At 57.0% G+C, this 18,869-nt stretch carries 21 protein-coding genes; 15 read left to right on the forward strand and 6 right to left on the reverse strand.

Going from position 1 to position 18,869, the window contains the following annotated elements; translation table 11 throughout:
- Window positions 1-20 precede the first annotated feature (20 nt).
- The 3 genes from gatA to ABWV33_RS14135 form a co-directional block, all read right to left on the reverse strand.
- Window positions 21-1,508 carry an Asp-tRNA(Asn)/Glu-tRNA(Gln) amidotransferase subunit GatA gene (gatA, locus tag ABWV33_RS14125; protein WP_353331636.1) on the reverse strand — a complete coding sequence of 496 codons (1,488 nt, stop codon included), beginning with the start codon at window positions 1,506-1,508 and terminating at the stop codon, window positions 21-23.
- Window positions 1,509-1,511: 3 nt separating this feature from the next.
- Entirely contained in the window at window positions 1,512-1,799 is a 288-nt protein-coding gene (gene gatC / locus ABWV33_RS14130) for an Asp-tRNA(Asn)/Glu-tRNA(Gln) amidotransferase subunit GatC (protein ID WP_113823431.1), read from the reverse strand.
- 101 nt (window positions 1,800-1,900) lie between these two features.
- Window positions 1,901-2,320 carry an Lrp/AsnC family transcriptional regulator gene (locus tag ABWV33_RS14135; protein WP_353331638.1) on the reverse strand — a complete coding sequence of 140 codons (420 nt, stop codon included), beginning with the start codon at window positions 2,318-2,320 and terminating at the stop codon, window positions 1,901-1,903.
- A gap of 99 nt (window positions 2,321-2,419) precedes the next feature.
- Here ABWV33_RS14135 and ABWV33_RS14140 point away from each other — a divergent pair, with 99 nt between their 5' ends.
- The 4 genes from ABWV33_RS14140 (at window position 2,420) to ABWV33_RS14155 (ending at window position 5,656) form a co-directional block, all read left to right on the forward strand.
- Window positions 2,420-2,731 carry a cupin domain-containing protein gene (locus ABWV33_RS14140; protein ID WP_353331640.1) on the forward strand — a complete coding sequence of 104 codons (312 nt, stop codon included), beginning with the start codon at window positions 2,420-2,422 and terminating at the stop codon, window positions 2,729-2,731.
- A gap of 201 nt (window positions 2,732-2,932) precedes the next feature.
- Window positions 2,933-3,970, forward strand: coding sequence for a fatty acid desaturase (locus tag ABWV33_RS14145; RefSeq protein WP_164619437.1), 1,038 nt, complete (start codon window positions 2,933-2,935; stop codon window positions 3,968-3,970).
- Window positions 3,971-4,117: 147 nt separating this feature from the next.
- Entirely contained in the window at window positions 4,118-4,810 is a 693-nt protein-coding gene (locus ABWV33_RS14150) for a metal-dependent hydrolase (RefSeq protein WP_353331642.1), read from the forward strand.
- A 279-nt stretch (window positions 4,811-5,089) separates the two neighbouring features.
- A complete protein-coding gene (locus ABWV33_RS14155) occupies window positions 5,090-5,656 on the forward strand; it encodes an STM3941 family protein (RefSeq protein ID WP_353331644.1) in 567 nt (188 codons plus the stop codon).
- Window positions 5,657-5,833: 177 nt separating this feature from the next.
- Here the strand turns inward: ABWV33_RS14155 and ABWV33_RS14160 are convergent, their stop codons facing one another.
- Window positions 5,834-7,006: an adenylate/guanylate cyclase domain-containing protein gene (locus ABWV33_RS14160; protein ID WP_353331992.1), complete on the reverse strand. Its 1,173-nt coding sequence runs from the start codon at window positions 7,004-7,006 to the stop codon at window positions 5,834-5,836.
- A 337-nt stretch (window positions 7,007-7,343) separates the two neighbouring features.
- Here ABWV33_RS14160 and ABWV33_RS14165 point away from each other — a divergent pair, with 337 nt between their 5' ends.
- Genes ABWV33_RS14165 through ABWV33_RS14175 form a run of 3 tightly spaced genes read left to right on the forward strand, consistent with a single transcriptional unit; the run spans window position 7,344 to window position 9,159 of the window.
- Window positions 7,344-8,516 carry a M24 family metallopeptidase gene (locus tag ABWV33_RS14165; protein WP_353331646.1) on the forward strand — a complete coding sequence of 391 codons (1,173 nt, stop codon included), beginning with the start codon at window positions 7,344-7,346 and terminating at the stop codon, window positions 8,514-8,516.
- Window positions 8,517-8,575: 59 nt separating this feature from the next.
- A complete protein-coding gene (locus ABWV33_RS14170) occupies window positions 8,576-8,992 on the forward strand; it encodes an ACT domain-containing protein (protein ID WP_353331648.1) in 417 nt (138 codons plus the stop codon).
- Window positions 8,993-9,018: 26 nt separating this feature from the next.
- Entirely contained in the window at window positions 9,019-9,159 is a 141-nt protein-coding gene (locus tag ABWV33_RS14175; protein ID WP_162930768.1) for a hypothetical protein, read from the forward strand.
- A 1-nt stretch (window position 9,160) separates the two neighbouring features.
- Here the strand turns inward: ABWV33_RS14175 and ABWV33_RS14180 are convergent, their stop codons facing one another.
- On the reverse strand, window positions 9,161-10,384 hold the full coding sequence (locus tag ABWV33_RS14180) for a reductive dehalogenase (protein ID WP_121999677.1): 1,224 nt from the start codon (window positions 10,382-10,384) through the stop codon (window positions 9,161-9,163).
- Window positions 10,385-10,549: 165 nt separating this feature from the next.
- Between ABWV33_RS14180 and ABWV33_RS14185 the strand changes: the two genes are divergently transcribed.
- Window positions 10,550-10,840: an RNA ligase family protein gene (locus ABWV33_RS14185; protein ID WP_353331650.1), complete on the forward strand. Its 291-nt coding sequence runs from the start codon at window positions 10,550-10,552 to the stop codon at window positions 10,838-10,840.
- A 278-nt stretch (window positions 10,841-11,118) separates the two neighbouring features.
- Here ABWV33_RS14185 and ABWV33_RS14190 read toward each other — a convergent pair whose 3' ends face one another.
- Window positions 11,119-11,595 carry a nucleoside deaminase gene (locus ABWV33_RS14190; RefSeq protein WP_353331652.1) on the reverse strand — a complete coding sequence of 159 codons (477 nt, stop codon included), beginning with the start codon at window positions 11,593-11,595 and terminating at the stop codon, window positions 11,119-11,121.
- Between the two features lie 62 nt (window positions 11,596-11,657).
- Between ABWV33_RS14190 and ABWV33_RS14195 the strand changes: the two genes are divergently transcribed.
- The 7 genes from ABWV33_RS14195 (at window position 11,658) to ABWV33_RS14225 (ending at window position 18,856) form a co-directional block, all read left to right on the forward strand.
- Window positions 11,658-12,761, forward strand: a complete 1,104-nt coding sequence (locus ABWV33_RS14195; protein ID WP_353331654.1) for a pseudouridine synthase — start codon at window positions 11,658-11,660, stop codon at window positions 12,759-12,761.
- 175 nt (window positions 12,762-12,936) lie between these two features.
- Entirely contained in the window at window positions 12,937-13,854 is a 918-nt protein-coding gene (locus tag ABWV33_RS14200; RefSeq protein ID WP_353331656.1) for a 5-bromo-4-chloroindolyl phosphate hydrolysis family protein, read from the forward strand.
- A 28-nt stretch (window positions 13,855-13,882) separates the two neighbouring features.
- The gene (locus ABWV33_RS14205; RefSeq protein WP_353331658.1) at window positions 13,883-15,073 is read left to right on the forward strand and encodes a toxic anion resistance protein; all 1,191 of its coding nucleotides are present in this window, start codon (window positions 13,883-13,885) and stop codon (window positions 15,071-15,073) included.
- 10 nt (window positions 15,074-15,083) lie between these two features.
- Window positions 15,084-16,043, forward strand: coding sequence for a DUF2927 domain-containing protein (locus ABWV33_RS14210; RefSeq protein ID WP_353331994.1), 960 nt, complete (start codon window positions 15,084-15,086; stop codon window positions 16,041-16,043).
- Window positions 16,044-16,074: 31 nt separating this feature from the next.
- Window positions 16,075-17,226: an SPFH domain-containing protein gene (locus tag ABWV33_RS14215; protein WP_353331660.1), complete on the forward strand. Its 1,152-nt coding sequence runs from the start codon at window positions 16,075-16,077 to the stop codon at window positions 17,224-17,226.
- 3 nt (window positions 17,227-17,229) lie between these two features.
- Window positions 17,230-17,751, forward strand: coding sequence for a cytochrome b/b6 domain-containing protein (locus ABWV33_RS14220; RefSeq protein ID WP_353331662.1), 522 nt, complete (start codon window positions 17,230-17,232; stop codon window positions 17,749-17,751).
- Window positions 17,752-17,761: 10 nt separating this feature from the next.
- Complete coding sequence (locus tag ABWV33_RS14225; protein WP_353331664.1) at window positions 17,762-18,856, forward strand: TFIIB-type zinc finger domain-containing protein; 1,095 nt, start codon at window positions 17,762-17,764, stop codon at window positions 18,854-18,856.
- Window positions 18,857-18,869 lie beyond the last annotated feature (13 nt).

Below are 18,869 nucleotides of genomic sequence, written 5' to 3' on the forward strand. Positions count from 1 at the left end.
CTCTTGCTTTGGGTTGAGAGTTACCACCATTTTCCGGGTTTGGCTACAAACCCGGCAGCACCCTCAAGCGCATAGGCGGTGTTCAGCAAATCGCCCTCTTCCCATGGGCGCCCGATCAGCTGCAAACCCAAGGGCAAGCCCTGTGCATTCACACCTGTTGGCACTGCAATACCCGGCAAACCTGCAAGATTCACAGTCACGGTGAACACGTCGTTCAGGTACATTTGCACCGGATCCGCATCCGTCATTTCACCCAGACCAAAGGCCGCCGAAGGTGTTGCAGGGGTCAGGATCGCATCCACACCCGCCGCAAAGACATCTTCGAAATCTTTCTTGATCAGCGTGCGCACTTTCCGGGCGCGGTTGTAATAGGCATCATAGAAACCGGCCGACAAGACGTATGTCCCAACCATCACACGGCGCTGCACCTCGGTGCCAAAACCTTGGGCCCGGGTCTTTTCATACATTTCGGTGATGCCATCGCCCGCTTCCAACGTAGCGCGGTGGCCATAGCGCACACCGTCATAGCGCGCCAGGTTCGACGACGCCTCAGCCGGTGCGATCACGTAATAGGCAGGCAAAGCGTATTTGGTGTGTGGCAGGCTGATATCAACGATCTCGGCCCCTGCCGCCTTGAGCATCTCTGCGCCCTCAGCCCACAGTTTTTCGATCTCACCGGGCATGCCGTCCATACGGTATTCTTTGGGGATACCAATTTTCTTGCCCTTGATGTCACCGGTCAGCATCGCCTCAAAATTCGGCACGGCCAGGTCGGCGCTGGTCGAATCTTTAGGGTCGTGGCTGCACATGGCTTCCAGCATGATCGCCGCGTCACGCACATTCTTGGTCATCGGACCGGCCTGATCCAGCGAGCTGGCAAAAGCGACAACGCCCCAACGCGAACAGCGGCCATAGGTTGGCTTGATGCCGGTGATGCCTGTAAAGGCCGCAGGCTGACGGATAGATCCACCAGTGTCCGTCCCAGTCGCGGCCAGACACAGATCCGCAGAAACAGCAGACGCCGACCCACCAGACGATCCGCCGGGCGTGATATCAGCGGTATCGCCGTCACGTCGCCATGGGCTGATCGCGTTGCCATACGCACTGGTTTCGTTCGACGAGCCCATCGCGAACTCATCCATATTTAACTTACCCAGCATCACCGCACCCGCATCGGCCAGGTTCTGGCTGACAGTCGATTCATACTCGGGCTTGAACCCTTCCAAAATCCGGCTGGCCGCCTGAGACGGCACACCTTTGGTACAGAACAGATCCTTGATGCCGATCGGCAAACCGCACATTGCAGGCGCATCGCCCTCGGCAATGCGCGCATCCGCAGCCTTGGCGCGTTCCAGAGCAATTTCAGGTGTCTTGTGCACAAACGCGTTCAACGCATCCGCCGCATCAATTGCAGACAGACAAGATTCGGTCAGCTCAACGCTGGTGGTTTCGCCCTTACGCAGCAGATCGCGTGCTTCGGCCAAGCCCAGTTTGTTCAGATCGCTCATGTCTTATTCCACCACTTTCGGGACCGCGAAAAAGCCTTCGCGGGCGTCGGGTGCGTTTTTCAGCACCTTCTCTTGCTGATTTCCGTCATTCACCACATCAACACGGCGCTTCAAACGCTGCGGTGTGACCGAAGTCATCGGTTCGACCCCTTCAACATCCACTTCGTTCAACTGCTCGATGAACCCCAGGATCGTATTAAATTCCGAGGCCAGCGCCGGAAGCGCGTCATCCTCGACCTTGATCCGGGCCAGTTTGGCCACCTTGGCGGCGGTGCTTTGGTCAATCGACATGGGAACCCTCATCTGCGTCAGGCCCGCATTTACCCCGCACGCTCGCGACCCGCAAGCCTGCATGGGCCTTCCAGCGGCCCACCCTTGCAGTTTGACGCACCTTAAAGCGTCTGCAAAACGATCTGCGTGTTGGATCGCGCAATCAAACGATGCCCTCCGATGGTGTCATTCAGCCGTGCCAGTTCCTCGGTCGAGGCCACCGCAACCTGCACCACCGCATCATACTCACCCGCCAGTGACACCACCGATTGCACCCCCCGCAAGCCTGCCAACCAGCTTAACGCCGGGCCGCACGGACGCTCGGCAATATGTACAAAAACCACCGCCCGCACTGACTGGTCCGCTTCGCGATTGATCACAGCCCGATATCCAGCAATCACATTGTCGCGTTCCATTTTAGCGATCCGGTCTTGCACAGCTGTGCGCGACAGCCCGATTTCCCGCCCGATAGCAGCGCTGCTCAGGCGCGCGTTGCGCTCCAACAAAGCCAGAATATGCAAATTCGTGCGATCCAACGTCATGCAGTCCAGATCCTTTCAAACGCAGGTACCTTCCGACGAATCGCAAATACCGGCGGCCAGCCAAGGGTGCTATTTCACCTCAAAACCAAGAGGTACCCCATGCGCATCATCAACCCAACATCCTTTACTGGCACAACAGCGTGGGACGCGCTGGATATCGAACAGATCGACACCGCCACTATTCGACTGCATTGGACCGACCAACCTTACAAATGGCATATCAACGATGGCCCAGAGGTATTTGTGGTTCTGGATGGCCATGTCATCATGCATTGTCGTCAAGAGAGACAGATCACGCAACATTCTCTGTCCCCGGGCGATATTTTCCACGCAAAGGACGGCGATGAACACGTCGCTCATCCCCAAGGCCCCGCACGGGTGCTCGTGATCGAACGCGCAGGCAGCATTTAGCGCATCCCTTGAAATCTCAATGTGAAACCCCAACTCTTTTGCGTAACTTACCGGCGCTCAGTAATCCCCCTTCAAACCATGCCTTTTGACGTTCCCTGCGCGCAATAGTCCCAAGCTTAAGGCAACTGGATGTTCAATTTTAGCTTGCTATGTTGGGCTGATCGTTTATCCGATCCATTGATAACGAGATGAAGCAGGCGCATGAATCAGCACTCCGAGTTTCCCCGGATCAAACCGGGCACCATGTCTCCTCGCGACTGGGTCAAGGTTCTTGCCCAGTACCGGGAACCCAACCAGCTGCGCAGCCTGTTTGAACTGGCTGTTACCTTTGGGCCGTTTTTACTGCTCTGGGGGCTCGCTTGGTGGTCGATGTCCGTCAGCTACTGGCTGACTTTTGGCATCTCCGTTCTGAACGCGCTGTTCTTGCTGCGCCTGTTCACTATCCAACATGACTGCGGTCACGGCGCCTTTTTCAAAAGCCGCGTGCTCAGCGATTGGGTCGGGCGGGTCTTGGGCGTTCTGACGCTGACCCCTTACGCGGTCTGGCGCCACACACATTCGGTGCACCACAGTGCTGCGGGTAACCTCGACAAACGCGGCATGGGCGATATCCACACCGCCACCGTCGAAGAGTACAATGAAATGTCCCGCTGGGACCGCATCATGTACCGTCTCTACCGTCACCCCATTATTCTGTTCGGTTTCGGCCCCAGCTATCTGTTTTTGTTGCAGAACCGCATCCCCTTTGGAGTAACAGACAAGGCCAAATACTGGATCAGTGCCATGGGCACCAACCTGACGCTGGTCGTGGCTCTGGTCACCATCTGGTACTTTGGCGGCTTGGCCCCAATCTTTCTGATCTTCCTGCCTTCAACCATTCTCGCCGCCACTGCTGGCATGTGGTTGTTCTACGTTCAGCACCAGTTCGAGCACACCAACTGGGACCACGAAGAAGACTGGCAGCTGCACGATTCGGCGCTGCACGGCAGCTCGCACTACGTAATGCCCGCAGTTCTGCAATGGTTCAGTGCCAACATCGGCATCCACCATGTGCACCATCTCTACAGCCGTATCCCGTTCTATCGCCTTACCGAAGTCCTACGCGATCAACCCGAACTGGACGATGCGAGCAACCACATGACCATTCGCGAAAGCATCATCAACGCACGCCTGCATCTGTGGGACGAAAAGACCAAGCGATTGTTGTCATTCGCCCAAGCCAGAACGCTCTACGGTTAAACCAACCCCAACGCCGCCCCACACAGGGCGGCGTTTTTGGTTTTGGAGATGCCATCAACCTCTCCCCCTTCCAAATTTGCACAAGCAGTCCATAGATTTCCTCTCGTCCGGTGCTAGGCTCCTGTCAAACGGAATAGGAGAATCTTTATGGACATCATCTGGCTTGGTCACGGCAGCTTTCGCATCGAAACCGCAGGACAGGTTCTGCTCATCGACCCCTGGCTGACCGGAAACCCGGCCCTGCCCGAAGATCAACATGATGCCGCCCTGTCCGGCGCGACACACATCTTGCTGACCCACGCCCACTTTGATCACGTGATTGATGTGCTCGCGCTGTCCAAGCGTCTCAACATTCCTCTGGTCGGGCAATACGATCTGATGGGCCATTGGGGCGAGACCGAAGGTGTCGATACTGTTGGCTTCAACAAGGGTGGCACAGTTGATCTGAACGGGGTCAAAGTGTCGATGGTCGCGGCGTCGCATTCTTCAACCTTCAACACCCCAGAGGGCATTCGCACCGGCGGAACCGAGGTCGGCTTCATGATCCAGTCCGAGGGCAAAACGCTCTATATTTCTGGCGATACAGACATCATGGCCGACATGGACTGGATGGGCGATTACTACAAACCCGACATCGGCATTCTGTCCGCCGGGGGTCATTTCACTATGGATATGAAAGGCGCAGCCTACGCGGCGAAACGCTATTTCAACTTCAAGACCGTGATCCCCTGCCACTACAAAACGTTCCCCATTCTGGAACAATCCGCACAGGTGCTGATTGATGGTCTACCCGGAGTTGACGTAATCGAACCCGAGGTGATGAAGGCCATCACACTCTGAGGCTAAATCGCCCATACTCCCGAGCCCGGAGCCAACGCCTACCGTTGGCTCTGTTTCGACTATATGACAGATTAGAGTGCCTTGGAAGTGCGGCTAGATGTGGGCGAATTTTTCAGACGGCAGAGCGTATAAGATACGCAAAGCGTTCGAATCCCGCGCGATAAAAGGGAAGCGAAGAGCGCCGCAATTCAATGACCGGTTTGAGCCCGAACTGCTGATGTCGTCGTCGACTCCAAGGGCTGCTATCTGAACTTCGCACAAGCCCGTTTTGGAGCTAGAATGAAACCTGTCGCCCTCGGCCAAAGAACAGTTAATCGATCCCTTTCAAAGTTAATCGGACTTTTAGGTATAGGAGGTATTTTCCTGGCGACGGGAGTTTGGCTCATCCAAGGAGGGGCTGTCGATACTCGCGGCGAGATCTCTGTATTGCATGGTTGGCTATCAGTGCTGGTTTTTGGTTCGATCTCCACTAAGCTTTTTGTGAGGTTGATTCTTGGTGAGAAAACTCCTGTCAGACTCTCCCCAAACGGGCTCGTCGATAAACGCTCCTTTAAAGAAGAAATTCCGTGGTCGGCGTTTTCCCGTGTTTCTGTGTGGTCTCACAGACGAAACTCGGCGATACGATTGCAACTAGCCTCTGAAGGCACTCATCAGTTCGGGTTTACGTGGTCAGCAACCATAACGCGTTGGTTCAACAAATCAGTTGGCTTGGATGGGCTATATATGACTTCAAATGACCTTGATATGTCGTTTTCTGAACTTAGGAACCTGATGTTTACGTACGTCAAAGAATTCCAGCCTTCTGCTCTTGAGGACGGACATACTCTTTCTAAAAGCAGGCATTGATGCCGCTACAGCTAATTCACCCTTTGTCCGCTCTGCCGCCCTTGACCTCAGGCATGAGTGCCTATCTGGTGAGCTGACGCGGCGAACGGCGGCTGTGAGCCCGAAGTGTCGATTGCTGCACTACGTGTGAATGACTTATCTGCGTTAGAAGCGCTGCTAACTGAACTTAGTTTGGTATCAGAGATTAAGCTCGGAAAGACTAAAAAGATCAATTGAATGTACGAGCCCACGTACCTCGTGCGACCCGCACATTGCAAACAATTCTGGGGATGTCTCGGCAATAGCACGGGTTACGAGCACGCGGTGCCCGAGGGATTTGGTCAAGCCTTCGATTCTGCTGGCAACGTTGACTGCCCCGCCAAGCACCGTAAAGTCCAGCCTGCCAGGGCTGCCGATGTTACCGTAACTGACCTGTCCCACATTGATGCCGATGCCAATGTCCAAAGGTGGCCTGCTTGCGTCTGCGCGCTTTTCATTGAGCGCAGCCAATCCGGCGAGCACTCCCCTTGCTGCGGTCACCGCATTTTGGCACTGGTGTGGCCGATCAGCTGTCGACCGAATTGGGAAGATAGACAGAATGCCGTCACCCATGAACTTTAACACGTCGCCGTCATTTTCCTCGACCGACTGCACTACAACGTCGAAATAGGCATCTAAAGCATCAAAGACTTCGCTCTCGCTGGAGCTGTCGGAGAGTGCCGTGAAACCACGTAGATCAGAGAACATTACCACAGCGTCAAGAGTTGTCCGTTCGCCGCGTTGAATAGTGCCATTCCAAACCGCTTCGCTGGGACCGTCCCCAAGGTAGGTGCGCAGAAGGCTTTTTGAAGATTTGCGCATCGTCACCGGCTCCATCGCCGATGCAAGTCCGGGTTTGGCGGCTTCGATCATGTTCAATTGTTTGGGTGAAAAGCCAAGCGTTGATTGGGTTGCAAATGTGCAGCCGTGTTGGGACCCATCCCCATAGTTCAGAAGGGTGGCATAGTAATCTGTGCCTCCCGCTGCGGCAAATTCAAGATAGGAAGAGTGATCCTTTTCTGGGTCAAGGTCGCGCAGGTTTTTGTGAAGGGCGCGCTGGTTTGTCAAAATGTAATCAAAAGCGCTACCCAAATAGCCGTCGGTGACCATGCGCGCGTGTGTGACATCGTAGCTTTCCGTGCCTTCGGGAGTCCAGACCACACCCCAAGCAATCAGCAGCGGGTTTGCGAAGCGCTGGCCGATGTTCACACGCCAGAGCGGGACGCCCGCGTCTATCAATGTCGCGCAGAAATGCGAAACCACTTTGACAGGGTCATTTGAACAACGACCCTCGGTCATCATCCAGTGATTAAGATCATCAATCGCATCCATCAAGCAAGACTAGTCACCTACTTGGAAAGTACAAACCCCAAAAAGAGCCGCGCGCTAAATGATGGATTGTTGTAAGCTGATCAGTGCTTGATTTCTTTAAGCGGCCGTTCAAAGGTTTCCGGAAAACGGCAGCTTTGTCCGCAAAACCGCCATTAAATCATCCACTCCAAACAGTCCGGCTGATCCTGATCATCTCTCTTTAGACCACCTCTTTCCCTTGCAAAACACCACCACCGACCCGATGGTTTCGCTTTCAGACTAGACAAAGCTTCTGTTTACACATTGCCTGACCCCAGACTGCGGGTTGCTCCCGCCAGATGGAGAGAAAGGGGCAAAAGTGCCTGCATCCGATTTTACGCCCCAAGAATACGCCCAGCGCCTGACCAAAACCCGCGCGGCTATGGCCTCGCAGGGAATCGAAACCCTGATCGTCGCCGATCCCTCCAACATGGCCTGGCTCACCGGCTATGACGGCTGGAGCTTTTATGTCCCCCAAGTGGTCATCCTCCCGTCTGAGGGCACGCCGCTCTGGTGGGGTCGCACACAGGACAAGGCAGGCGCCGCACAAACCACATGGATCGGCACAGAAAACCTGTTCGACTGGCCCGAAGAGCACGTCCAACACCCCAATCACCACCCTTATGACGCTCTCGTCACCCTGTTGCAGGACCGCGGCTGGACCGGCGCGCTGGGGGTTGAGATGGACAACTACTATTACTCTGCCGCCGCCCACCGTATTCTGGAAACCGCCTTTGGGCGCACCGCCATTGCCGACGCCACCAGCCTTGTGAACTTGCAACGCGCTGTCAAAAGCGAAACCGAGCTTGAGATGATGCGCAAAGCCGGGCGCCTGACCGCCCATATGCATGCGGTTTTGCGCGAGGGCTTTCGCGAAGGACGCCGCAAGAACGAACTCGTCGCCGAGGTCCAGGCCGCAGGCATTGCTGGTCTGCCCGGACTGGCGGGCGATTACCCCGCAATTGCCCCCATCGCCCCTTCTGGGCTCGAGGCCTCCGCCTCACATATCACATGGAACGACCGCCCCCTGACACGGGGCGAGGCAACTTATTTCGAGGTTTCCGGCTGCTTCCACCGCTACCACTGCCCCGCCAGCCGCACGCTGTTCTTGGGCGAGGTGCCTGCCGACATCCGCCGCGCCGAAGAGGCGGTGCTGACCGCAATCTCCGACACGCTCGCCACAGCCCGTCCCGGTGTCACCTGTGAAGAGATCGCAACCTGCGTCTACGACAGCTTCTCCCGCGCAGGCTATGTCAAAGCCAACCGCACCGGCTATCCCATCGGCCTCAGCTACCCCCCCGATTGGGGTGAACGAACCATGAGCCTGCGCCCCGGCGACACCACCCGCCTGGAAACCGGCATGACCTTTCATTTGATGCCCGGCCTGTGGACCCCGGATTGGGGCGTCGCCATCACCGAAAGCTTTGTTGTGACCCCAAGAGGTGGTCAGGCTTTGGCTGAAATCCCGCTCAATATCGTCGCGGTCCCCTAACCAACCAAACCATCGACCCCGCTCTATCCGGGGCCGATCCCCCAATCAAAGAGGCCCAGATGCAGAAGATCTCAGAAACCGCCCACGATATGATTTCCGGCATGACCCCAACCTTGATCGCGGGCGATTTTGTCTTTGCAACCACCCAAGACACTGATCTGGCCGCCGCTCTCATCCCTCAAGCACTCGCAACCTTCAAAGAGGCCGAAGGTCTCTCGCTGATCCTGCCCCTCGATGTGGCCCGATCCCGTGCCCTGTCCATTGACGACCCCATGCGGTGTATCACTCTCAACGTCTATTCATCTCTCACCGGGGTTGGACTGACCGCCGCTGTATCAGCCGCACTTGGGGCACAGAACATCCCCTGCAACATGGTCGCGGCCCACCACCACGATCATGTCTTTGTTCCCGCAGGCAACAGCACACAGGCGATGTCAATCCTCACCACCCTGCAAGATCAGGCAACCCGCTCGTAACGCAACGCTCAGCAAGGATCCGCCCCATGCCCCGCAAGACTTTCACAGTCCTGTTCATCGGTTTCGGCCTCATGGCCCTCACCGCCTGCGATCCCTCAAACGTCGACCCCGAGGCGCTGGAATACCACCGCGCCAATCGCGAGGCCTATCTGTACCAAGGTCTCTGACTCAGGCCTCGGGCGAGCCGCCCCACCACTCCTTGGGCTTCAGCCGATCCGCACGTTTACTGCGTTTGTCCCACCACAACGCCCACTCGCGCCAGCGGGACAAGGCCACCTTGAGCCACAGCTTGTTCTGCCACGTATCAAACTCACGGTTGAACGGGCACACCCGCATGCAGATCGCACAATCCGACTGCAGCTTGGCCCAATAGCCAAAACACGCCTTCGCGTCCGAGGTCCACTTGCGCACCCCCTTGATGGCCGACGCCGCATCCCCCTCACTCACCGTCTTTTCCCCAAACGGCAGCGCCTTGGCCGGGCAGGCATCCGCGCATTGCGTGCAGATGTTACAGAACTCCTCAACACCCATCTTGGCAGGCAGATCATGATCCAGCGGCAGGTTGGTGAAAATCTTGGAAAACCGCAGTCGCGGCCCATACTCCGGCGTAATCACCAGCTGGTTGCGAGCATATTCCCCCAACCCCGCCTTGATCGCATAGGGAATGACCAGCCCCGTGTCGTTCATCGACGCCACCGCCTCGTACCCCAGATTGCGGATATAGGCCGCCAACTGCATGATGATCGCCGCCTCATGGGAATACTCGCGCCCCGTTGCCGCCCCGGCCAAGGCCGAGGGGTACGTCGCCACCAGCTCTTTATCCATCTGATGGCCCAACACGATGACACTGGTCATCCCTTCGGGCAGTTCGTTCTCCGCCTCCGAGAAATCCCGCGTATCCACCCGCGACGAATACAGCCACCGCTCATCCATCGCGGTGATCCCCGCCAGATCCGCGCCAAAGAACTTGGCAATGCGCTTCACTTCGGCACTCATCAACGTGGGGTCGTCAATCTCAACCCGCGCCTCGGCCACCGGCGTGTCATTATCAATCGGAGCCTGAAACCCCTCGCGCTTGCCACTGTCCCCGCCCCGGTTGCTGATGATGTCCGAAATCAACCAGCTCGCATTGCGCAGCGCAAAATCCTTTTGCCGGAACCCATCGCCCTTGCGATAGCTCGCCTTCATCCGATAGCTCGAGAAAAACGCATCCGTCTGCTTGCTGCGCACGCTCTCATCCCAGAACGCCCGCGTGAACATGTCATTGCGCTGCTTGAACGGCTCGAATTCCTCAGTGACCTCAATCCCCGCCGCCGCATCGCTCTCAGAGAAACGCTCTTTCCAGTCCTGTCGCTGTTCGTCGGAAACACCAGAATTGGATGGCCATGACATGCTTGCTCTCCCCTGCTCGCACACAGATTACGACTCAAGACATTCTAGAAACCCGACCATCCGTCAAGATGTTTTATACTTGAAGTATTCGAGGCTGTTTTTGCGCGCCCCCAATCCCATTCACCCGGTGACATCGCTCGAGGTTAAGCCCATCTCATGCGCGACATGTCACCTCTCCTCGCAGCAGCAGAGGTTGTCATTACCGAAAAAGTGGGCGGTGAAAACACCACGATTTTTTCTGAGGGCTGCCACCCGCGCAGCCCAGACGCGCGGTATCATCCCTCTCGCGATTGGGTAAAAGCCTTCGCTGCCGGTATATCCCCAATGCTCGCCGCCAATGAGCGCATCGTCGGTGAATATCTCTTTGCGCGTCATTCAATCGGCTATGACAACCTGCCCAGCTATTTTTTTAGGTTTCGCTTGGATCGTCGACGACGTGGTTCAATCTTGGGATGATACCTTGGCCAAATTCAGCGAACTTGGAATAGCCAGCGTTCCAGTCCTCTATCGCGGGCCTTGATCTCTCTACACAAGAGGGGTTTGTGGTTCGCACCTCGAAGGCCTTCACAGTGACGCAAATACCGACCAATCTAGGCAAATATGTTCGCCCCAATCATATGCAAAGTGAAACGCACTGGATGAACGCGGAAATCGCTAAAAACGGACTAGCTTAACCACCAACAACATGCTGCGCCGCGGCGGTGCACGGGGGTTGCACGTAAGGTGCACGCATATCACCCCCCGATGTCAGACCCATTTTCGCCGCGTCGCAGCGCGAAAAATTCTCTCAAAATCTGTTCGCACTCAGCCCCGGAAATGCCATCATAGACTTCGGGTTTGTGGTGCGCTTGGGGGTGGGAAAACACCCGCGCGCCATGGGCCACGCCGCCCGATTTCGGGTCCGACGCACCATAGTAAATCCGCCCCACCCGCGCCGCCGCCAGCGCCGCCGCGCACATCGCGCAAGGCTCTAGCGTTACATACAAATCATACCCCACCAACCGCTCAGACCCCGCCGCCGCACAGGCCGCGCGCAGGGCCACAATTTCGGCGTGGGCGGTGGGGTCACACTGGGCCCGCGTCTGATTGCCCGCAACGGCCACAACCTGCCCGTTTGGGTCGACTAACACCGCGCCTACAGGAACTTCGCCCCGTTCTGCGGCAGCACGTGCTTGGTCAAGCGCTTGATTCATATGGGATTTGAAGGTCATGCCCTACCCTGCCCCTTGTGCCCCCCTTTCGCAATCCCCCGGAATGGTCTAAAGCCCATTGGATGAGCAAAACCCCTCCCTCCGCGACGCCTGCGTCGCCCCCCAAAGGCGACCGGATCGCCAAGGTTCTGGCCCGTGCCGGTGTCGCCTCGCGGCGTGACGCCGAACGCATGATCGAAGCAGGTCTTGTGACCGTCAACGGCGCAACTATCACCAGCCCCGCGCTGAATGTGACCGACAAAGACAAGATCACCGTAGAGGGCAAACCCCTGCGCGATCCGGAACCCGCGCGCCTGTGGCTCTATCACAAGCCCACCGGCCTGGTGACCACGGACCGCGATGAAAAGGGCCGCTCAACCGTCTATGACGACCTGCCCGAAGACATGCCCCGCGTGATGAGCGTCGGCCGTTTGGACATCAACTCCGAAGGCCTCTTGCTGCTCACCAACGACGGTGGAATCAAACGCCAACTCGAGCTGCCCTCGACCGGATGGCTGCGCAAATATCGCGTCCGTATCAATGGCCGCCCGCAAGAGGATGACTTTACCCCGCTACGTCGTGGTCTGCTGATTGATGGTGAAAAATTCCAGCCCATGACAGTGTCACTGGACCGGCAGCAGGGCGCAAATGCGTGGCTGACCATCTCGATCCGCGAGGGGAAAAACCGCGAAATTCGGCGCGCTCTGGAAGACGTCGGTTTCTATGTAAACCGTTTGATGCGCGTATCTTACGGGCCGTTTCAACTGGGCGACCTGAAACCCGGCATGGTCGAAGAAGTCCGCCGCCGCGTGATGCGAGACCAGTTGGGGCTGGAAGCTGAACCACAACCTGACGGCCCGCCCAAACGCCCGGCCCGACCGCAACGTAAACGCCCCTCGACCATGGCCGGACGCCCCGGCCCGGCCCAACCCGCTGCCGCCCCCACAGGCCGCGGCAGCGCCAAACCAACAGGCCGTTCAACCGGAAAACCGGGCGTGAAAACCTTTGATCGGTCAGGCAGTAAGCCTGCCGGAAAATCGTTTGATCGCGCGGGTGCAAAACCAACCGGAAAACCAACGGGCCGGCCAGGTGGCAAACCGGGCAGTAAACCCGGTCAACGCCCCGACTCCAGTCGCGGTGGTCGCCCCCCTCAAACCCGTGGCGGCCCCAAAAAGCCACGGTCCTGAGCCAGTTAGTGCAACCTTCCCCCTAGCAAGCCTGCCTCTCATCCCCTAGATTTCTTGCAAAGCAGAACACTAGGGAATTCGGCATGTCGCAAAACGGCGTACAAAAGACAGCCTACACCGCTCTGATCATATTGCTGTTTGGTGTCTGCACCGGATGGCTCGGAGGGTTATAGGAATGGCGCAACGCTATGGCGGTAAATTCAGCCCCGATGCTGAACCCACATCTGATCAGGATGCGCCGCAACGTGGGCAATTTGATGGGGCCCAAATTGACCCTGCAGGTGGCCGCACCAACCTCTTGTTCGTCCCGGCCATTCCGCTTGTCTTTTCCTCGTTGAACGATGGCGCGGTTGGGCTAACCCTCGGCCTTGGGGCCGCGGGTCTTTTGACCGGCGCTGCCTTGCTGCTGCGCGAAGGTCTGCGCGCTGAGGCGGCATATGCTGCACGCCGCGTGGCCAAGCGCCCTGCTTTTCCACGTAAAGCAGGCGCGTCCATTCTGACTGGCCTTGGTGTGGCACTGGCTGTCTTCAAACATGATTACATGGATGTTGACAGCGTTTCAGCCGCAACCGCCCTGGCCCCTTTGCTTTTCGGCGTTGTCGCGAGCGTACTTCACGTTGTGGCCTTTGGCTTTGATCCGATGAAAGACAAGGGCATGGAAGGCATCGATACCTTTCAGCAAAACCGTGTCGCGCGCGCCGTGGATGAGGCCGAAGCCTATCTAACAGATATGTCAGATGCTATTCTGCGCGCCAAAGACCGCAAGATCGAGGCCCGCGTGGAACGGTTTCAACACACCGCGCGCGACTTGTTTCGCACAGTAGAAGAAGACCCGCGTGACTTGTCAGGGGCACGAAAGTACCTGACTGTCTATTTACGTGGTGCCCGTGATGCGACTGTTAAATTTGCGGATTTCTATGCCCGCAGTCGCGATCCCAAGGCGCTTAGCGACTACACGGATCTACTGGACGATCTGGAACGAAACTTCACCGCGCGTACGCGCAAGATGCTGCTGGATGATCGCAGCGACCTGACTGTTGAAATTGATGTGCTGCGCGAGCGGCTTCAACGCGAAGGCGTCCGGCTGGATTGACCGGCCCATCTGTTACGAGGAACCACTCATGTCTGAAACGATCCGTCAAAAAGCGCAGGAAAACCAAGCCTTGGTCGAAGAAGTGAACGCAATTGTCCTGCCGGAACCCACAGCGGATATCGTCCCGTTGGAAGAGGCAGAGGCTCCCGTCGGCGCCGAAATCCGCAAACGGATGAACGAAGTCGACATGAGCAATACCAACTCAATCGTTTCATTTGGGTCAGGGGCACAGGCCGAACTGCAGGAAATCTCTCAAGCGATGTTGGCCGATGTGCGCAACAAGGATGTTGGTCCCGCAGGCGATTCATTGCGCAACATCGTCACCACCATTCGCGGGTTCTCCGTCAGCGAGCTGGATGTGCGCCGCAAGCCAAGCTGGTGGGAGCGGTTGTTAGGACGTGCAGCCCCCTTTGCACAGTTCACTGCGCGCTACGAAGAGGTTCAGGGCCAAATCGACAAGATCACGGATGATCTGTTGGGTCACGAGCACACCCTGCTCAAGGACATCAAGTCGCTCGACTTACTCTATGAAAAGACACTGAATTTCTATGATGAGCTGGCCCTGTATATTGCGGCTGGCGAAGAGAAACTGACCGAGCTGGACAGTCAAAACATTCCTGAATTGGAAGCAGCCGTAGACGCTGCTCCAGAAGAGCAGCAAGTCATGCGCGCTCAAGAATTGCGGGACCTGCGCGCCGCGCGCGACGATCTTGAGCGCCGTGTGCACGACCTGAAACTTACCCGTCAGGTCACCATGCAATCGCTGCCATCGATCCGCTTGGTTCAGGAAAATGACAAATCCCTTGTCACCAAGATCAACTCGACACTGGTGAATACGGTTCCCCTTTGGGAAACTCAACTTGCACAAGCCGTCACCATCCAACGCAGCGCCGAAGCTGCGGCAGCAGTACGAGATGCAAACGACCTAACGAACGAGCTGTTGACCTCGAACGCGGCAAACCTGCGCCAATCCAACAAGATGATCCGCGAAGAAATGGAACGCGGCGTCTTTGATATCGAAGCCGTTAAGGCGGCCAACGCTGATCTGATTGGCACCATTCAGGAAAGCCTGCAAATCGCTGATCAAGGCAAAGCCAATCGGGCTGCAGCCGAAGAGGAGCTGAAAAAGATGGAGGGCGAATTGCGCGACACACTAGCCGCGGCAAAGGCCCGCAAAGATGGGGTTGGCGACAACGCCAGCACCGCGGTTCCAAGTTGATAAATTGACACTGCGGACTGGCATAAAACTCTGTACCGGGGCGGCGACATGCGCGGCGCTCTTGGTGCTGTCGGCCTGCGATGCAACCCCGCGCCGGACGCCGTTTCCACAGGCAAGGCCTGCGGGCCTGGCGCCTATCGGCGACACCGTTGTGCCAAGGTCCGCAAAGAGCATCGATCTGGAGCGTTATTATGTCAAAGTTCAGAGCGATCTGCTCACGCGCGGTCTGTTGCGCACCGATGGAGGCGGACCAGACACCCCATTTGATACCGAGGATCTGGTGCGCAACTTTGAAAATATCGCGCTCTATGATGAATACACGCGTGGCGCACTTTCGCCCAACGGACGACGCTCCAGTGGCCAGCTGAGCCGCTGGTCAGGCCCCGTCCGGATCAACACCGAATTTGGTGCGAGCGTGCCACTTGATCAGCGAACGTTGGACAAGAAGAATGTCGACGCCTATGCCGCGCGTCTAAAACGGATTACCGGACACTCCATCACCGCAACGCCTAGAAATGCCAATTTTCATGTCTTTGTAGCGGGCGAAGACGATGCCCCCTTTGTGCAGCAGCGTCTGAAACAGCTGATCCCAACGATGAGCACCAGCCAGCTGGATCTGTTTAAAACCCTGCCCAAATCGTTTTATTGCCTTGTGATAGCGGTCTCAGACACGGGAAATCCGTTTAATTATACGCAGGCTGTTGCCTTGATCCGGGCAGAACACCCGGATCTGGTTCGCCTGTCCTGTATCCACGAAGAGATTGCGCAGGGCTTGGGTCTGCCAAATGACTCCCCCGGTGCGCGCCCTTCGATTTTCAACGACGACGACGAGTTTGCGTTGCTCACCAGTCACGACGAAATTCTGCTGCAGATGCTCTATGATCCTCGCTTGAAGCAGGGAATGGGAGCGGATGAAATTCGCCCCCTAACCCAAGCCATTGCAATGGAAAAAACGGGGCAACCTCTCTGAGAGGTACATGAGATTACAAAAGGACCAGACCATGGGTATTTTCGACTTTCTATCCGGCCAATTCATTGATGTAATCCATTGGGTGGATGACACCCGCGACACGATGGTTATGCGGTTCGAACGGGAAGGCCACGAGATCAAATACGGGGCCAAGCTCACAGTTCGCGAAGGTCAGGCGGCCGTGTTTGTGCACGAGGGGCAACTGGCGGATGTGTTCACGCCCGGGCTTTACATGCTCGAAACCAACAACATGCCGATCATGACAACCCTGCAGCACTGGGATCACGGCTTCAAAAGCCCATTCAAATCCGAGATCTATTTCGTCAACACCACCCGTTTCAACGACCTGAAATGGGGCACGAAAAACCCCATCATGCTGCGCGACCCCGAATTCGGCCCCACCCGTATTCGCGCGTTTGGCACCTATACGGTTCGGGTCAAAGACGCGGCCCGGTTCCTGGTCGAGATCGTCGGGACGGATGGTGAGTTCACCATGGATGAAATCTCGTATCAGGTGCGCAACATCATCGTGCAGGAGTTTTCCCGTGTCATCGCAAGCTCAGGCATTCCGGTATTGGACATGGCGGCCAACACGGCGGACTTGGGCAAACTGATCGCGGCCGAGGTCTCTCCCGTTCTGGAGGGTTATGGGCTGGAGATGCCCGAGTTCTATATCGAAAATATCTCGCTCCCACCGGCGGTTGAGGCTGCATTGGACAAACGAACCTCGATGGGCTTGGCCGGCGATCTGGGCAAGTTCACGCAATATTCAGCCGCCGAAGCGATGACCGCCGCCGCCAGCGCCCCCGGTGGCGGTGGTGGTATGGGCGCCGGATTGGGTATGGGAATGGGCATGGCAATGGCCCAGCAGATGGGTTCTATGGCAGCGGGGCAATCGTCCGGCCCGTGGGGCGCGCCTGCCCCCGCTGCCGCAGCCCCCTCAGCACCTGTGGCAGCGCCGCCACCCCCACCGGTAGAGCATGTTTGGCATATCGCGGAAAACGGCCAAACGAGCGGCCCCTTTTCGAAAGCCAAACTCGGACGCATGGCGACCGAAGGTGCCTTAACGCGCGACACCTTTGTGTGGACTGCGGGTCAAGACGGGTGGAAACGGGCCGAGGATGTACGAGAGCTGGCCCAATTGTTCACTATTTTGCCTCCGCCCCCACCGCCCGGGGTCTAAGCTATGACACGCCGCGCCCTTGTGAAGTGGCTGTATTGGTCAACCTTTGGGTTGACCCTGTATTTCTTTGTGGTCGAACCCGAAAACGTGCCATCAGATCCGGCGGCTGGACTAGATCTGCACACCGGGATGGTGCTTGCCGCTGTCGGGATGGTGTGGATTGTGATGTACTTGGCAAAGGGATTGACCGATCACCCCGGACCTAAACTGCCCGGATGGGTGAAGACCTTTGACCCGATTGGACACAAAGCCCTGCAAATCGGGGTGCCAGTGGGTATAGTATCGGGGGCGCTTGCAGGTTTAGCAGCCCCTTTTGTGATCCACGCATTTGGATCTGTTCCAATCAATCAGGGATTCGGGGGCAAGGGATTTCATAACTTCGCTCAAGAGGTTCATGAGCTGCTGTTTGATGGCTTGATCCTTTTGATTGGTCTGCATATTGCGTTTCATCTCTGGCGCCATTTCTGGCTAAAAGATAATGCACTGCGGGTCGTGGCACCCCGCATTCCGCATATATACCTCTAAGGGTTTTGCCGTGACTTCTTCTGAAACCGACCACCGCTTTCCTTGTGATCAATGTGGCGCTGATTACCGCTTCAGTCCCAGCGATGGGTCGCTGACGTGTGACCATTGTGGGCATTCCGAACTGATCTCGGCTGGTCCCTGGAAAGGCGCCAGTCTGCGCGAATTGGATTTCGATGCAGCCGTGGCACAAAAATTGCCCGCCAGCGAAATCGAAGAAACCAAGGTCCTGAGTTGTCCAAACTGTGCCGCGCAGGTTGAATTCGATCCAGATACCCACGCGGCCGAGTGCCCGTTTTGCGCCACCCCGGTTGTCACGGGGACAGGTATTAACCGGCACATTAAACCCCGCGGAGTTCTTCCCTTTGCGTTGGAAGAGCGCGCGGCCCACGCTGCCATGACAGATTGGCTTGGCGGCTTGTGGTTCGCCCCAAGCGGTTTGAAACAATACGCACGCAAGGGACGGAAAATGCAGGGCATATATGTGCCCTATTGGACTTTTGATGCCGATACCAAATCCAGCTACCGCGGCGAACGCGGCACCGTCTATTACGTGACCCGCACTGTCACACGGGATGGCAAGCAAGTGCAGGAACAGGTTGCAAAGGTGCGTTGGCGGTCGGTCGCCGGGCGCGTCGCCCGGTTTTTTGATGACGTGTTGGTTTTGGCGTCGGCCTCATTGCCAAAGAAATACACCGATGCATTGGAGCCTTGGGACCTGCCAGCACTGGAACCCTATCAGCCGCAGTACCTCGCCGGGTTCCGGGCCGAAGCCTATACCGTTGACCTGACAGACGGTTACAAGGAAGCACGAGCCCATATGGCACGGGTCATAGAGCGTGATGTGCGGTTTGACATTGGGGGGGATCGCCAGCGCATCCACGACATTGATACGGCCGTTTCAGATGTCACGTTTAAACATATTCTGCTGCCTGTTTGGCTGGCTGCCTACAAATATCAGGGCAAGACTTATCGCTTTGTTGTCAACGGTCGCACTGGGCGGGTTCAGGGCGAACGTCCATGGTCCGCAATCAAGATTACGATCGCCGTTGTGCTGGGTCTTTTGGTGGCTGCTGGCGTCGGTTACATGATCGCCACAAACCAATAACCCCTGCTCTTGC

This window comes from Phaeobacter sp. NW0010-22 (assembly GCF_040365955.1).
Taxonomy (GTDB): Bacteria; Pseudomonadota; Alphaproteobacteria; order Rhodobacterales; family Rhodobacteraceae; genus OMPR01.